The sequence below is a fragment of the Vibrio eleionomae genome, from assembly GCF_009874545.1.
Taxonomy (GTDB): Bacteria; Pseudomonadota; Gammaproteobacteria; order Enterobacterales; family Vibrionaceae; genus Vibrio; species Vibrio nitrifigilis.
In genome coordinates this window covers 159875-177038 of sequence record NZ_WEKT01000005.1, presented here as the reverse complement: position 1 = coordinate 177038, position 17164 = coordinate 159875, and the positions used below count along the sequence as shown (strand labels likewise).

Genomic DNA, 17164 nt, shown 5'->3' with positions numbered 1-17164 from the left:
TATGCGCTGTCTGCCACTTTGTGGACTGATTTTTTCACTCTTTATTAGCCAATATGTGGTTGCACAACCACTCAACACCGACCAGTTAACACCACATGCGCGATACGCGTTTCAGGTACAAAATATTACTAGTGGTGAAACACTTTTTGCCCAGCGCAATGGCGACTATTTTCCACCAGCCAGCACGCAAAAAATCTTCACAGCTCTCGCAGCTAGATTAGAACTTGGCGAGCATTTTGTCTTTACCACTCAGCTACTCAAACACCAGCAAGACTATGTGATTCGTTTTTCGGGTGATCCTACGCTGAATACTATTGACCTCAAACAATTGCTTTCTCATCTTAAGCAATCCGGCATTCGAACCATTCGTGGAGACATCTGGCTAGATAATTCAATATTTACTGGATTTGAAAAAGCAGTAGGCTGGCCTTGGGATTCACTCGGGGTCTGTTACAGTGCGCCATCTAGTGCGATCAATTTAGATCACAATTGTATCCCTGCAGCGCTTTACACGGAAAAAAATGGCAAGACTCGCCTCCATATACCTCCACAATATCCAATTCATGTATTTAATAACGCAGTCGCAGTTAGCGCAGATGAGCAGCAACAACAACACTGTGACCTCGATTTAACCGCAACAGCAACCAATCAATACCAATTATCGGGATGCCTAGTCACTCGCACTAGCCCAATGCCACTTAAATTTGCTGTTCAAGATACTAGCCGCTATACCAAACGTATTGTTTATAAACTCCTCAATCAATTAGGTATTGAGCTTAAAGGCACCATTCACATTGGCAAAGCTCCATTTAAGAAGCGACAAATCCTAGCAGAACATCAGTCCGCACCTTTATCTGAATTGCTTTCAATCATGCTAAAACGTTCTGACAATTTGATTGCAGACACCTTAACGAAAACCTTAGGTCATCGACTATTTACCCAACCAGGTAGTTATCGAAACGGCGTTCAAGCAATTCAAACCATCATTAATCAGCACACAGGAATCTCATTTGCAGATGAACAGATGGTGGACGGCTCAGGGTTATCACGGGATAACCGTGTCAATATCGCCACTATGCAGGCTGTGTTGCGTTATATCGCTCTTCATGATGCGTCATTACATTTGATTGAGAAACTTCCTGTAGCCGGCGTCTCTGGCACTCTCAAATACCGCCGCAGTATGTTAGTACCAAGCGTTAAAGGCAAGTTAGCCGCAAAAAGTGGCTCTCTCTACGGTACCTATAATATGGTCGGTTTTGTATTGAATAAGCAAGGTAAGCCGACACGCAGTTTTGTCCAATATGTCACCGACTATTTTCCTACCGACGAAAACGACAAAGAGGAGCCTTTAAAAGACTCCCCTTTAAATCAAATTGAAGAGCAGTATTACCAACAACTGCTCAAATAAATATCATCAGGGCATCTTTGACAGATGCCCGTTGATTTCAATAGATAAATATTCCTGAAACGACACCAACGAGCGCGACAGGTATTACCCAGCCGACACGCTGTTTCACTCGATGCCAAATGGACAGTTCATCCCGCTCTTCTTTTTGCTCACTGTCACTCCTTCCAATAGGCTTACGCTCGGCATACACCATACCTAGCTGCTTAGCATATTGATGAGCCAGTGTTTTATGCCCCTGAGCATCCAAATCACACAACAGATCTTGCACATGAGTAATAGAACAGTGACTTAAAATACCCACTGCTTCATCGGTTGGCATCACCGATAGTAACTCGACCTGTTTAACTGGTTCATATTGTAAAAATGCGTTACGCGCCGCCCCAATTTCATCAATAGAAAATGGTTTAGCGTTATTCATGCAATGATTGTTCATTACCGTCATGGCGAATCTCCCGATTGGCATTGGGTAACGACCACCAATAGCAACTATTCAAAAACTTAGGTGTAAGAAAGACTCACCCTGAATAGATGGTTAGTTGTTATGTACTAGGAGAAAGGAGAAAAATAGAAGGGATTTCACTGAAATATGCCTTACCTGCAAAGATAAGACACCATGTGCCAATACCGTTAGCAGGTTATCTTTCTCCCTTCATACTAGGAGGATGGTCGGTATTGTTCATGTTAATCTCCAAAAGTTGCTACCCATTTGGTAGCCTGTTGATGAGCTCCCAAAGGGCGAGTTTTATTCGCTCCTAGGCTGTGTTACTGATTTTCAACGTAGAATGACTATGTCTTCAAATCAGTGCCTTGCCTAAGAGCGAATACATTCTCGCTGAAACAGCATCTTGAGGTTACTTGGGTATATCAATAACGAGCTTGCCTATTTATTTAATGGTCACGCGAGCAAACTTACGTTTACCTACTTGATACACATTAGTACCAGCTGCTGGAACAAACTTAGTATCTTCGATTTTTTCACCATCGAGTTTGGCTGCACCTTGGCGAATCATACGCAAGGCATCAGATGTCGAATTAACCAATCCTGCGCCTTTCAACAGATTAGCAATAGCAATGCCTGATTCGAATTCGAATTCCGGCATTTCATCTGGCATCGCACCTTTCTGGAATCGGTTAATAAACTCTTGCTCTGCCGCATCTGCATCCGCTTCTGTGTGGAAACGAGCGATGATCTCTTTAGCAAGTAAGATCTTCACATCACGAGGGTTTTTGCCATTTTTCACGTCTTCTTTAAATTGAGTCACTTCTTCTAAAGGACGGAAAGACAATAGCTCGTAGTAGCTCCACATCAGATCATCAGAGATCGACATAATCTTACCAAACATATCACTTGGCGCATCGCTCACGCCGATGTAGTTATGTGCTGATTTAGACATTTTCTTCACACCGTCTAAACCAACCAATAATGGCATCATCAATACAACTTGAGGTTTTTGACCGTTTGCTTTTTGTAGCTCACGCCCCATCAACAAGTTAAATTTCTGGTCAGTACCACCCAATTCAACATCGGTTTCCATAGCAACTGAATCATATCCCTGTAGCAATGGGTACATAAATTCGTGAATCGCAATAGGCTGACCGTTTGAATAACGCTTTTTGAAGTCATCGCGCTCTAGCATTCGAGCTACTGTTTGATTCGCCGATAAACGAATCATCCCCTCAGCACCCAGCTCAGAAAGCCATTCAGAGTTAAATTGGATTTTTGTTTTCTCTGGATCCAGAATTTTAAAAACCTGAGTTTTGTAAGTTTCCGCGTTACGTAATACATCTTCACGAGTCAATGGAGGACGCGTGGTATTTTTACCTGTAGGGTCACCCACCATACCGGTGAAATCACCAATCAAGAAAGTCACTTCATGGCCAAGTTCTTGAAACGCACGGAGCTTATTAAGGATCACAGTATGACCTAAGTGAATGTCAGGAGCTGTTGGATCCGCACCCAGTTTAATACGTAATGGACGGTTCTCTTTCAGCTTTGCAATAAGCTCTTCTTCCGGAATTAGCTCTTCAACACCACGCTTGATTTCCGCTAAAGCGGCTTCAATACTCGCCATTCTTCGTTTACTCCCACAGATTTGGCAAAATTTAATATTTGGACATATTACTTGAATAGCGACTATTTTTGAAACCAGTTAGACTAACTAGTAGTGATTTTCTTTTGTCCTTTTTTATCTTGAGTGACTATGACGACAATTTTTGCCCGTTTACCTTGGTTACATAAGCTGCTGATAGTGATGATTACAGCCATCACAGTTGTCGCCACCCTGCTACTTCCCGATCCAGAAACATTAATCCAAACACCAAACCAACTAAAAGTAGGTCAACATTATCCTGTGGCATTGGATTACGATTTATTAGCACAAGAGGAACAATTACCACCAATGGTGGTATTGCAATGGAAGAAGCAAACCGTTCAACCGGGTGAAAGTAGTGCATTACTGTTTAAAAAAGTGGGGCTCTCTGCGCGCTCACTTTACCAGCTCACGTCAAGCAATGAAGATATTCACTATCAGCTCACTCACCTTCGCCCGGGAGATCAACTCTATTTCGGGTTGAATGACGACAACGATATTGTTCAGTTAAGACGCCAACTAAACTCTTATGAAACGTTTGTTATTAATAAAACATCGAGTGGATATGAATCTCATATTGAGGCGAAAGAAGTCTACTTTCAATATAACTACGCACAAGCCACTATCCATTCCAACTTCTGGAATGCTGCATCTCAAGCAGGGCTAACACCAAATCAAATCATGCAATTGGCGGGGATATTTGGCTGGGATATCGACTTTGCTCTGGATATTCGCTCAGGCGATCACTTTCAATTACTGTATCAAGAAAAAGTCGTTGAAGGCGAAGTCATGGAAAGAGGAGATATTATTGCAGCCACCTTCACCAACCAAGGTAAAACGTTTACCGCAATCCGTGATGATGAATCCGGTAATTATTACGATGAAAACGGTAGAGCAATGAAAAAAGCGTTTTTACGCTCACCGGTGGATTTTCGTCGCGTATCGTCGAATTTCAATCCTCGTCGACTTCATCCCGTTACAGGACGAGTTCGTCCTCACAGAGGTACTGATTATGTAGCCCCTGTCGGAACACCTATATGGGCTGCAGGTGATGGTATCGTACAAAAAGCGGGCTATAACCAATTCAATGGTAACTACGTGTTCATTCGTCACAGCAACACGTACGTTACCAAATATTTGCATTTAAGTCGCCGGATGGTGAAAACCGGACAGAGAGTCAAACAAGGGCAGACAATTGGCACGCTAGGTGGAACAGGACGAGTAACCGGCCCTCATTTGCATTACGAATTCCTAGTTCACGGTATTCATAAAAATCCACGTACTGTTGATTTACCACTTTCCAAATCTTTGACCGGTAAAACACGTGATACTTTTATTGCTAATGCCAAATTGCGCCTTGCAAAACTGTCGCGATACAGTGAATTACTATTTGCTACCAGCCCTTCACAATAATTAATCCGTGGACGGTGCGAAAAGGAAATAAAAAAGCAGAACATCATCGATGTTCTGCTTTTTATAAATCCGGAGTAATGATTCACTGTTACTAAACGCTAAATGACGCACCACAACCGCAGGTTGTTTTAGCATTTGGGTTATTCACAAAGAATCGCGAACCTTCCAAACCTTCAGTGTAATCGACTTCACCACCAATCAAATATTGCAGACTCATTGGATCAACAACCAAAGTTACGCCTTCTTTTTCAATGGTCATGTCACCTTCGTTAACACTTTCATCAAAAGTAAAGCCGTACTGGAATCCACTACAACCACCACCAGTGATATAAACACGTAATTTTAGTGCTGGGTTATCTTCTTCTTCAATCAGAACTTTTACTCGTTTAGCTGCTGATTCAGAGAAGGTTAATGGTACATTAATTTCGCTCACGACGACCTCTCCCATTCGTGTCATCGCTTCATTACAGTTCACGTTTCAGAAGAGAACCAGCGATGATTATGATTCTTTTTACAACGGGTCATTATCTAATACCTGACTTAACCGTTCAAGTATTAGATATCCGTTATTAGCTTGCAGTGTAACCTAGCAGGAGTATTTCGCTCGTTGATTTCAGACAACTCCCACGACAGAGCTAACAAATACCAACATTACATTGATGAAAGTGATATCAAAATTTAGCCAATGCACATACTCACCTTAGCACATAACAAACCAGGTTTTCGCATCGTATAATCAGCGAATATCGTTTTTTAGCGGCACTATCTCCTTAAAAATATCGATTTTTAGTCTAACCATTTCGCATCATAGCAGAGAAGCGTACAATGCTCGCCAAGTTGGTCCAGACATTCAAAAGAGGATATATCCATGACCAAATCAGCCGATCTTTATCAACAAGCACAAAGCAAAATTCCTGGTGGTGTTAACTCACCAGTTCGTGCCTTCAACGGTGTTGGTGGTTCCCCTTTATTTATTGACCGTGCTGACGGTGCATTTATCTTTGATGCTGATGGTAAAGCGTATATCGACTATGTTGGATCATGGGGTCCAATGATTTTGGGTCACAACCATGCAGCTATTCGTGAAGCCGTTATCGACACAGCCCAAAAAGGCTTAAGTTTTGGTGCGCCAACTTCGCTTGAAATTGAAATGGCAGAGCTTGTTTCTGAGTTAGTCCCCTCTATGGAACAAGTACGGATGGTAAACTCAGGTACAGAAGCAACCATGAGTGCGATTCGTCTAGCTCGTGGATTTACTGGACGCGATAAAATTGTCAAATTTGAGGGCTGTTACCATGGTCACTCTGACGGCCTATTAGTTAAAGCAGGCTCTGGCGCACTGACCCTTGGTCAACCAAGTTCACCAGGTGTTCCCGCAGATTTTGCTAAATATACTCTCACAGCTCGCTACAATGATCTGGAATCTGTAAAAGCTCTATTTGAAGCAAACAAAGGTGAAATCGCGTGTATTATCGTGGAACCTGTTGCTGGTAATATGAACTGTATTCCTCCTATCGAGGGATTCCACGAAGGACTACGTGAACTTTGTGATCAAGAAGGCGCGTTACTGATTTTTGATGAAGTCATGACAGGTTTCCGAGTTGCTCTTGGTGGGGCTCAAGCTCATTATAATATCAAGCCTGATTTAACCACCTTAGGTAAAGTTATTGGTGGCGGCATGCCAGTGGGCGCGTTTGGTGGTCGTAAAGACATCATGCAATACATCGCTCCAACAGGGCCTGTGTATCAAGCAGGTACATTATCCGGAAACCCAATTGCGATGGCCGCAGGCCGTGCCTGTTTGTCATTACTCAAAGAAGAAGGCAATGAAAAACGTCTGGCTAACAAAGCCAAAACCTTAACTGATGGCCTTAAATCTCTTGCTACCAAGCACGGGATTGATCTCGTTGTTCATCAAGTAGGCGGGATGTTTGGGTTCTTCTTTACCGATCAAGAAAGTGTTAGTTGCTATGAAGATGTCGCAAAATGTGATGTGGAAAAATTCAAACGCTTCTTTAATCTCATGCTAGATCACGGGGTTTACTTAGCGCCTTCAGCTTTTGAAGCCGGTTTTATCTCTTTAGCACATAACGCAGAAGAAATTGATGCCACTCTTGAAGCAGCTGACCGCGCGTTTGCTCAAATGGCAAATAACTAATTATTACAAATAAAGCTAAAGCAAAATAGGCAGTCATCTGACTGCCTATTTTATTTATATACCAATAAAAAACTCTAATGCCAATTCACAACCACTAGAACGGCTAAAATGGCAATGGCTGTGCCTAACCACGGAATACGACGCTTGGGTCCGTTTTTCCCTTCACAACATTTTTTGTTGTCACTACATCCCATAGCCCCTCCTTGCACATTGCTTCATGATCAATTTATGTCCATTATATACATTATTTTTAATAGATAACTGCTCTACATCAACGTCGTTGAATGAAAACCCATTGGGATACCTATCGTGCCAGAAAAAATAAGAATATCCTCCAGCCATTGGTTGCTAATTATCGCTCTATTGGCGGCCGCGTTTGCTTGTTATTTACTTATTGAACCTTATATTAACTCTATCGTGATGGCTTTTATCATTTCGATGTTAATGTTCCCCATTCATAACCGTATCGCGACAAAACTCCCGAAACATCAAAATATCGCGGCCTTGATATCATGTTTCATTTTAACTGTTATCGTCGTATTACCTTTACTCACGGTATTTGGAGCCATTGTTCAGCAAGGCTCAAAATTTTCGCAAAGCTTGTATCACTGGGTAACACATGGCGGTATTCAAGCTTTCTTCAATCACCCGCTCGTTGATAAAGCATTCAACTTTGCTAACCACTATCTCCCTTTTGACTCATTAACACCGCAACAAATAAGTGAAAAATTAGCCAATTTCTCGACGTCTTTTGGTACTAAATTAGTGGGAATCAGTGCCAAAGTGTTAGGTGATGCAACAAATTTCATCATGGACTTCTTCCTGATGCTATTTGTGCTGTTTTTTGTTTTGCGAGATAACGACAAAATTATTGGCTCTTTGCGCCATATCATCCCGCTATCGCGTAGCCAAGAAGATCGCTTACTTACTGAAATAGAACAAGTATCTAAATCTGCGGTCATGGGATCGTTCCTTACTGCTATCGCGCAAGGATTCGCTGGCGGTATAGGAATGTGGCTTGCAGGTTTCCCTGGGCTATTTTGGGGAACAATCATGGGATTTGCCTCGTTTATTCCTGTCATCGGGACCGCGTTAGTCTGGGTGCCAGCAACCATTTACCTTTTGGTCACTGGGGACATTAATTGGGCAATCTTCCTCGCTATTTGGAGTATTGCCATTGTCGGTTCCATCGACAACCTATTACGCCCATTCTTAATGCAAGGAAGTGGCGGAATGAATACTCTGATGATCTTCTTTTCACTCTTAGGTGGTATTCAGCTATTTGGTTTAATTGGTTTAATATATGGTCCACTCATTTTTGCCATCACGGTTGTTCTGTTCAATATGTACGATGAAGAGTTTCGATCATTTCTTAGCTGGCAAGACAAAAACTAATCTATTTTGAAGGGCGCATGATGCGCCCTTTTCTTTTCAATCAACGCTTCAAGCGTTGATTGCTTTATGCGAAAATCGGCCACTTCTGAATAACACTGGAATCACCATGTCTCAATACACAGCACCAAGCCAAATTGCTCAGCGCCAGATTGAATATTTCGCAGGTAAACATGTTTTAGTCGCCGGTGAAGCTGAAGATCGCTTCCCTGCTGAACTAGAAAAACATTGTGAATCCGTACAGATTTTTACGACCAATTATGGCTATCATCGCCAATGGTTGGGCCATAAATCTATTACTAGTTTTTTTGGTGCTGAACTCACCCAAGACACACCTGCTGATTTAGTTCTTCTGTATTGGCCCAAAGCCAAACAAGAGGCACAATACTTATTGGCTATGTTATTTGCCAAATTAGGTGTTAATACTGAAATTGTTGTCGTAGGTGAAAATCGTTCTGGGGTCAAAAGTATTGAGAAGATGTTTCAACCCTATGGCATCGTGAATAAGTATGATTCTGCCCGCCGCTGCTCGTTTTACTGGGGCCAGTGTACTCAGGAAATACCCGCATTTTCATTAGATGATTGGTTTAAATCTTATCAAGTTAGCTATCAAGAACATGAGATCACCATTCGTAGTTTGCCCGGCGTATTTAGTCATGGCGAATTTGATATTGGCAGTCGCCTATTACTCGATACGCTCCCAACTCTGAGCGGTAAAGTACTGGATTTTGGATGTGGTGCAGGAGTCATTGGCACGGTCATGGCGACCTTAAATCCTAATATTGAATTACACCAATGCGATATTAGTGCCTTAGCCATTCGTTCATCCCAAGAAACCCTGAAGGTTAATCATTTGCAAGGCCATGTTTTTGCATCAGATGTTTACTCCGATACCGAACAAGATTATCGCTACCTAGTGACAAACCCTCCATTTCATTCTGGGTTAGATACCAGTTATCGTGCAACTGAAACGCTGCTGGCACAAGCTCCATCTGTATTAACAGACCGAGGAGAACTCTTTGTTGTTGCTAATAGTTTCTTAAAGTACCCACCAATTATCGAACAGAGCTTTGGGCATTGTGAAATGCCAGCTAAAACCAATAAATTCACTATCTATCATGCGAAGAAAAAGTAAGGTTAAACATTACCTTACTTTCTGGTAACAACGAATAGACATAAAAAAAACCTGCCAACATGGCAGGTTTTTTATTGTAGAAGCTTATATTACTTAACAGTAACAAACTCTGGGTAAGCATCGACACCACAGTCGTGAATATCCATACCTTCCATCTCTTCTTCTTCAGAAACGCGGATACCCATTGTTGCTTTTAGGATGCCCCAAACTACCAAGCTAGCAATAAATACCCAAGCAAAGATAACAACAGCACCTAGGATTTGCGAACCAAATGAAGCATCAGCATTACTTAGTGGTACCGCAAGAAGACCTAGTAGACCACATACACCGTGTACTGAAATCGCACCCACTGGATCATCAATTTTTAGTTTATCTAAAGTGATGATGCTAAACACAACAAGAACACCAGCAACCACACCAATCGCAACAGACATCAATGGTGATGGTGATAGAGGATCCGCAGTGATTGCAACTAGACCAGCTAACGCACCGTTAAGAATCATAGTTAGGTCAGCTTTACCCCAAGTAGTCTTACATACAAGCATTGCAGCAATTGCACCAGCCGCCGCAGCCGCATTGGTATTTAGGAAGATTTGACCAACAGCAGTGGCATTCTCAAAGTTAGAAAGAGCAAGTTGAGAACCACCATTAAAACCAAACCAGCCAAACCATAGGATAAAGGTACCTAATGTTGCTAATGGCATGTTTGAACCAGGAATTGGGTAAACTTCACCGTTTTTACCGAATTTACCTTTACGAGCACCCAGTAAAATCACACCAGCTAATGCTGCGGCAGCACCTGCCATGTGCACAATACCAGAACCAGCAAAGTCACTAAAACCAGCTTCTGAAAGGAAACCACCGCCCCAAGTCCAGTAGCCTTCTAGTGGGTAAATAAATGCGGTCAAAATAACTGAGAAAATGAGGAATGACCAAAGTTTCATACGTTCAGCAACTGCACCAGAAACTACTGACATAGAAGTCGCAACGAACACAACTTGGAAGAAGAAATCAGATTCCAATGAGTGATCAGCACCGTCAGCTTGAGTCCCAATTAATGAACCGAATGATGGCCACCAACCACCGCTAGTATTATCAACGTACATGATGTTGTAACCAACAAACAAGTACATGGTGCACGCTATCGCATAAAGTACAAAGTTTTTAGTTAAGATTTCTGTGGTGTTTTTAGAACGAACTAGACCAGCTTCAAGCATTGCAAAACCTGCTGCCATCCACATCACTAATGCGCCAGAAATCAAGAAAAAGAAAGTGTCTAATGCGTAACGTAATTCTGTTACTGTAACCGACAGTTCCATATAAGCTTCTCCGTCCTAGAAAATAACTATTAAAGGGCTTCCGTGTCCGTCTCGCCTGTGCGAATACGAACTGCGTGGCTCAAATCATAAACAAAAATTTTGCCGTCACCGATTTTACCGGTATGTGCGGCTTTAATTATCGCTTCAACTACTCGATCTACGTTTTCAGCTTGAGTAGCGATTTCTATTTTTACCTTAGGTAAGAAGTCCACTTGGTACTCCGCACCGCGGTAAAGTTCTGTATGACCTTTTTGACGACCGAAGCCTTTCACTTCAGAAACAGTCATACCTTCAATGCCCACATCAGCAAGTGCTTCGCGAACATCGTCAAGTTTAAATGGTTTAATGATTGCATTAATCAGTTTCATCGCGTCCTCTCCAAAATCCAAAATTCTGTCATCCACTTTCAGACTTTCTAATCCAAGGTGCGTGCCAACTTTTTAAGTCATTGATATATATAAAATTTAAAAAGGAAATAGCCTAAAAAACAAAAAAGCCGCACCACTAAGGTGCAGCTTTTTCCCTATAATAAAGCGCTATACCGACCACTCACCATCTGAGTGCATCATCTTGGACAGCGTGATTTAATATCGAGCAATGAACGTTTTCCACTGTTCGAGAAGGGACTCAAAATCTTCCAAACCACATTGTGCGCTACTTTCACTTTCATAAAGTGAAAACTCGCTATCAATATCTTCTTCAAAGCCAGCCATCATGGTATTTTCCTGCACAGTGACTTCAGAGTCACACAGCAGTAAGGAAATCTCTTTTCCAGACCATTTAAGCTCATTTGCTGGATATTGGTGCGCTTGTTCGATCAACTGAAAAATATGATCGATCTTTGTGCAATCGCGACCGATCTCCTCTTGAAGCCACCTTCCGACTATTTGATGTTCCATTGAACATTTAACTTGGTACTCGCCGAGTAAGGTATTTTTTGTAAATTCGAATTCCATAATTGCTGTTATTAGTAATAAATCGCGGAGAGTATATACCGAAAAGGCAGCAAGATGCAGTGTCATTCACTCAGCCATACACATTATGCTCCTACAAAAAGAGGCCGCTCAATGCGACCTCTTTACTCGTTTGAAGATAACGCTCTATTAGGCAGATGCTTGGAAAATAACAGTATCGGCTTTATCGGTATATTGTCCCATTAGATGGAAGTTGAGATATCGATAAGTATCAGCGGCGGTTGCATCTATCTGTTTCGCATATTCCATATATTCTTGTGCCGTTGGGATACGCCCCAAAATAGCGCCAACAGCAGAAAGTTCTGCTGATGCCAAGAATACATTGGCCCCATTACCTAAACGGTTCGGGAAGTTACGCGTTGATGTCGACATTACCGTTGATTTATCCGCAACACGGGCTTGGTTACCCATGCATAACGAACATCCTGGAGTTTCAATACGAACCCCAGCACGACCAAAGATACCGTAATAACCTTCTTCAATCAGTTGGTCTTTATCCATTTTAGTTGGCGGAGCAACCCATAAACGAGTGGTTAACTGACCTTTGAATTTATCCAATAGTTTGCCAGCAGCACGGAAATGACCAATGTTTGTCATACAAGAACCAATGAACACTTCATCAATGCCTGTACCTGCAACATCAGACAATGTGCGAGCATCATCAGGATCGTTCGGTGCACATAGGATAGGCTCTTTAATTTCGTTCATATCGATTTCAAGAACATGAGCGTAATCAGCATTTTCATCGGCTTCCATCAAGCTTGGGTTATCTAACCAATCTTGCATCGCCTTAACTCGTCGTTCAATGGTACGACGATCGCCATACCCTTCTGAGATCATCCACTTCAACATAGTGATATTAGAGTTTAGATACTCAGAGATGGATTTTTTAGACAATTTCACCGTACAACCGGCCGCTGAACGTTCAGCTGAAGCATCGGATAATTCAAATGCTTGCTCTACTGTTAGATGTTCTAGGCCTTCAATCTCAACGACACGACCAGAGAACTCATTAATTTTGCCTGCTTTTTCAACAGTCAAAAGGCCATTTTTAATCCCGTAATAAGGAATTGCATGCACAAGATCGCGCAAGGTAATTCCTGGCTGCATTTTACCTTTAAAACGGACTAATACAGACTCAGGCATATCTAAAGGCATTACACCGGTTGCAGCGGCAAACGCAACAAGGCCTGAGCCAGCAGGGAAAGAAATCCCTAATGGGAAACGCGTATGTGAGTCACCACCAGTACCCACCGTATCTGGGAGTAACATACGGTTGAGCCACGAGTGGATAATACCGTCACCAGGGCGTAGCGATACCCCACCTCGGTTCATAATAAAATCGGGCAAAGTATGGTGGGTTTCAACATCAACCGGTTTTGGATAAGCCGACGTATGACAGAAAGACTGCATCACCAAATCAGCAGAGAAACCTAAACACGCTAAATCTTTCAACTCGTCACGAGTCATTGGCCCTGTGGTATCTTGTGAGCCAACTGTGGTCATTTTCGGTTCGCAGTAAGTTCCCGGGCGGATACCTTCAACACCACAGGCTTTACCCACCATTTTTTGAGCCAAACTGAAACCTTTCCCGTTATCAGAAACAGGGACAGGACGAGTGAATACGGTAGAAGGTTCTAAACCTAATGATTCTCGTGCACGATCAGTCAAACCACGACCAATGATCAAAGGAATTCGACCACCCGCACGTACTTCATCAAGAATAACGTCAGTTTTTAATTTAAACGTAGAAAGTACATCACCCGTTTCATGGTTACATACCTTTCCTTCATATGGATAAACATCAATGACATCACCCATATTTAATTTGGAAACATCAAGCTCAACGGGCAAGGCTCCCGCATCTTCCATGGTGTTGAAAAAGATGGGTGCAATTTTTCCACCAAGGACATAGCCACCAGCGCGTTTATTAGGGACATAAGGAATATCTTCGCCCATAAACCACAACACAGAGTTAGTCGCTGATTTACGTGATGACCCCGTACCAACGACATCACCCACATAAGCGAGTTGATGACCTTTTGCTTTAAGAGCTTCGATCTGTTTAATCGGGCCAATATTGCCAGGATCATCAGGATTAATACCTTCACGCTCATTTTTTAACATCGCGAGGGCATGAAGAGGAATGTCGGGACGAGACCAAGCGTCAGGTGCTGGAGATAAGTCATCGGTGTTCGTTTCACCAGTCACTTTAAAAACGGTAAGAGTCACTTTATCGGCCAGTTTTGGTTTTTCTAAAAACCATTCGGCATCAGCCCAAGACTGCATGACCGTTTTAGCCGCAGAGTTGCCTGCTTTTGCTTTTTCTTCAACATCGAAGAAAGCATCGAACATAAGCAGAGTGTGCGATAACGCTTTTACTGCGATGGGAGCCAATTTATCGTTATCTAATAAATCGACGAGTGGGGCAATATTATAACCACCTTGCATTGTTCCAAGCAGCTGCGCCGCTTTTTCTGGACTAATCAAAGGCGAAGTCACTTCACCTTTTGTCACAGCAGCAAGAAATCCTGCTTTTACATAGGCCGCTTCATCAACACCTGGTGGAATGCGATTTTCAAGTAAATCAACAATAAACGCTTCTTCACCTCTGGGAGGGTTTTTCAGCAATTCAACAAGTCCTGCAACTTGTTCTGCATCTAAAGGTTTTGACACAACTCCTTCAGCGGCACGCTCTGCGACGTGTTTACGGTAGGCTTCAAGCACGACATATTCCTCTCATTGCGGTCCACTCTGGTTATTTTTGAATAGAGAGTGGACATCCTTGGAAACTTAGACTCCCTATCAGATTGAGCGTGTTCTTCATCCATTTTTGCAGAAAAACAGCACTCTAGAGAGGCTAAACTTTGGTCGACAGACTAGCAAAACTAACTATATTTTAAAATCTACTCACATTGATCAACATATCAAGTTACGCCTAAACATGCATAATACATGTGGATTTTAGACTTGGATCGCTACTCAAAGCTTGAACCAATGATTAAGTAGACTGAGCTATAATCTTGCTCTGTACGTCCATATCCGAACATTATCGGTCCAATGGGCGAGTCAACACCAGTAAACAGCGAGCCGGCTGCATACAGAGGCGCTGAACTCACATCTTCATCTGGGTCTGACCAAACTCCACCATATTCTAACGAAGCGCCCAGATAGACGGGCGACGTGAACAGGCCAAAGTCATTATCAAACCAACGATAACGATAGACTAAACTAGCAAACGCTTTATTCTGCCCAATCAGGCTATTACGCGGAATACCCGACAGGTTCAAAAAACCACCTATGGTTTTAGGGTCAATCGGGGTTGAAGTGTTTTTACTCTTCACTTGCCCGTAATCGATATGGCCAACTAACGTATGCCGATCAAAGCTATGAGCTAAGATCAGTTTAGTCGACAATTCGTTGACCGTATCAATACTATCTGAAATTAGACGCTGATCCCCATCGTAAATCTCATCATGTGAGAATAAGTATTCTAAATTAAAGTAAATACCGTCGGTTGGAAGTGCATAATTATCTAAAGTATCAATCCGGTAGTTTAAAAATATGCCCGCACGTTTAAAATTAGCATGCCCATAAGAAGGTAAAGTGGAATACTCCGCGTTTCCTTGAATCAATCGCCCACCAATCTGAGCTTCCTGCCATAAATTGCGTTGATAACCGAAAGCAACCTCACCACGCCACTCCGTGTATTCTAAGGCATAGTAGTTTTCGGTCGCTTGCAAGGAGGTATCGTCAAACCCCGTTAAAGGTACACTTCGTTTATCAATGCTATAGCGTACAGATGAGGTAAAGAAAGTCTTCTGTCCAGAAAAAAGCGGCGAGTAAAATTCTGCCTCAATGAGTTTGTCGGTTCCCATATTAAAATTCAGCGTCAACTCTGCGCCTTGTTTATTAATATCGGTGAAGTTAGTCGACATACCGATTGAATATTGACTATCACTATTAAAGTCATCTTCTAAAAAGAAACGAAAGTTGGCGTAATTAGGCCCCCAAGATTTCTCTTTAACATTAACAATCAAATCATTTTCATCATTACTGTCATCATATTCGTAACTGACTTGTTCAAAACGATCGAGTGCATATAAGCTTTCAACGCTCTGCTCAACTTGATCTTGCGGAATAACTTTACCTGATTTTAGGTCTAACCGGTTTTCTAGAAGTTCATTACTATAGTGAGACATATTATTGATAACGACTTTATCTACCTTCATGTCACTGCCGCGTTTCAGGAGCTTTCGTCGTTTCATTTTCTCCGCCACATAAGCCTGATAAGCTTTAGGGGATAACTCAAAAGACTTAAATTTTTCTTTGTTAGCCATGACCGCCTGATACCCTTTTTTAAAGGCTTGCGGCATTTTATTGAATTCTGTTGTTTCCATCATGCCGACATCTGGATGCAACAACACATCTACATCGGTCAGTGTGTCGGCTTGTTTTTGAGTCGAGCTGCGAACCAAATAATTAGATAGCTGGTCAGCGATGGAGAAAAAATTGGTAAAATCTTCAGAATCTTTATAGTCAGTACTGATATCAACAGCAATGACCTTATCTGCGCCCATTTTACGAGCAACATCGACCGGCATATTGTTAGTGACCCCACCGTCAACTAACCAATGACCATCGAGTTCATAGGGCGGCAATGCACCAGGTACAGACATACTTGCCATCATCGCATCAACCAAATAACCATGATCAAGCACCACTGGCTGCAATTTGGTTATGTCAGTAGCAACCGCACGATACGGAATCACTAAATTATCAAAGGATTTAAACGGCAATAAATTATGGGTGCTTTGGCGCAAAATTTTCAGCATGTTTTGTCCCTGCACTACGCCTTTCGGAGCACGGATCTCTCCCCAGCGAATACCTAAATCTGTATACAGTTGATAACGGTCTTCATGTTCTTTGTCCCTAACCCGACGTTCACTTCGGTCAACACGATCGCGATAACCTTCGTTCCAATCAATCGAATTAACCATAGTTTCAATTTGATCAGCATCCATACCTATCGCATAGAGGCCTGCGACATAAGCGCCCATGCTTGTGCCGGTGACAATATCAACCGGTACATGTAATTCTTCTAAGGCTTTCAGTACCCCAATATGCGCTGCACCTTTTGCTCCTCCCCCCGCTAATACCAAAGCAATTTTAGGGCGCGAACTATGCTGAACATGGTCAGTAGCTGCTAGATCGGCTGACCAAACTGAAAAAGCGGGTAATAAACACATTGCAGCCAACACATAGCGGTTCAACA

The 17164-nt window shown here is 42.4% G+C and carries 13 protein-coding genes; 5 read left to right on the top strand and 8 right to left on the bottom strand.

Features of this window, described 5'->3' with window-relative positions; all coding sequences use genetic code 11:
- Position 1: 1 nt before the first annotated feature.
- Positions 2-1408, top strand: a complete 1407-nt coding sequence (dacB, locus tag F9817_RS05080) for a serine-type D-Ala-D-Ala carboxypeptidase (protein ID WP_161153876.1) — start codon at positions 2-4, stop codon at positions 1406-1408.
- A 37-nt stretch (positions 1409-1445) separates the two neighbouring features.
- On the opposite strand, the gene F9817_RS05075 is transcribed toward dacB, so the two are convergent.
- Positions 1446-1850 carry a magnesium transporter gene (locus F9817_RS05075; RefSeq protein WP_161153875.1) on the bottom strand — a complete coding sequence of 135 codons (405 nt, stop codon included), beginning with the start codon at positions 1848-1850 and terminating at the stop codon, positions 1446-1448.
- A gap of 442 nt (positions 1851-2292) precedes the next feature.
- Entirely contained in the window at positions 2293-3480 is a 1188-nt protein-coding gene (gene tyrS / locus F9817_RS05070; protein ID WP_161153874.1) for a tyrosine--tRNA ligase, read from the bottom strand.
- 129 nt (positions 3481-3609) lie between these two features.
- Between tyrS and shyC the strand changes: the two genes are divergently transcribed.
- On the top strand, positions 3610-4911 hold the full coding sequence (shyC, locus tag F9817_RS05065; RefSeq protein WP_161153873.1) for a peptidoglycan DD-endopeptidase ShyC: 1302 nt from the start codon (positions 3610-3612) through the stop codon (positions 4909-4911).
- A gap of 91 nt (positions 4912-5002) precedes the next feature.
- Here shyC and erpA read toward each other — a convergent pair whose 3' ends face one another.
- A complete protein-coding gene (gene erpA / locus F9817_RS05060) occupies positions 5003-5344 on the bottom strand; it encodes an iron-sulfur cluster insertion protein ErpA (RefSeq protein ID WP_161153872.1) in 342 nt (113 codons plus the stop codon).
- A 435-nt stretch (positions 5345-5779) separates the two neighbouring features.
- Between erpA and hemL the strand changes: the two genes are divergently transcribed.
- From hemL to rsmC, 3 genes are all read left to right on the top strand, one after another.
- Complete coding sequence (hemL, locus tag F9817_RS05055; RefSeq protein ID WP_161153871.1) at positions 5780-7069, top strand: glutamate-1-semialdehyde 2,1-aminomutase; 1290 nt, start codon at positions 5780-5782, stop codon at positions 7067-7069.
- A gap of 309 nt (positions 7070-7378) precedes the next feature.
- Complete coding sequence (locus F9817_RS05050) at positions 7379-8464, top strand: AI-2E family transporter (protein WP_161153870.1); 1086 nt, start codon at positions 7379-7381, stop codon at positions 8462-8464.
- 106 nt (positions 8465-8570) lie between these two features.
- A complete protein-coding gene (gene rsmC, locus F9817_RS05045; RefSeq protein ID WP_161153869.1) occupies positions 8571-9596 on the top strand; it encodes a 16S rRNA (guanine(1207)-N(2))-methyltransferase RsmC in 1026 nt (341 codons plus the stop codon).
- An 89-nt stretch (positions 9597-9685) separates the two neighbouring features.
- Here rsmC and F9817_RS05040 read toward each other — a convergent pair whose 3' ends face one another.
- From F9817_RS05040 to F9817_RS05020, 5 genes are all read right to left on the bottom strand, one after another.
- Positions 9686-10915 carry an ammonium transporter gene (locus tag F9817_RS05040; RefSeq protein ID WP_161153868.1) on the bottom strand — a complete coding sequence of 410 codons (1230 nt, stop codon included), beginning with the start codon at positions 10913-10915 and terminating at the stop codon, positions 9686-9688.
- A 29-nt stretch (positions 10916-10944) separates the two neighbouring features.
- Complete coding sequence (gene glnK / locus F9817_RS05035) at positions 10945-11283, bottom strand: P-II family nitrogen regulator (protein WP_161153867.1); 339 nt, start codon at positions 11281-11283, stop codon at positions 10945-10947.
- Positions 11284-11499: 216 nt separating this feature from the next.
- On the bottom strand, positions 11500-11871 hold the full coding sequence (locus F9817_RS05030) for a YacL family protein (protein WP_161153866.1): 372 nt from the start codon (positions 11869-11871) through the stop codon (positions 11500-11502).
- Positions 11872-12018: 147 nt separating this feature from the next.
- The gene (gene acnB / locus F9817_RS05025; protein ID WP_161153865.1) at positions 12019-14616 is read right to left on the bottom strand and encodes a bifunctional aconitate hydratase 2/2-methylisocitrate dehydratase; all 2598 of its coding nucleotides are present in this window, start codon (positions 14614-14616) and stop codon (positions 12019-12021) included.
- 251 nt (positions 14617-14867) lie between these two features.
- Entirely contained in the window at positions 14868-17138 is a 2271-nt protein-coding gene (locus tag F9817_RS05020; RefSeq protein WP_161153913.1) for a patatin-like phospholipase family protein, read from the bottom strand.
- Positions 17139-17164: the final 26 nt, after the last annotated feature.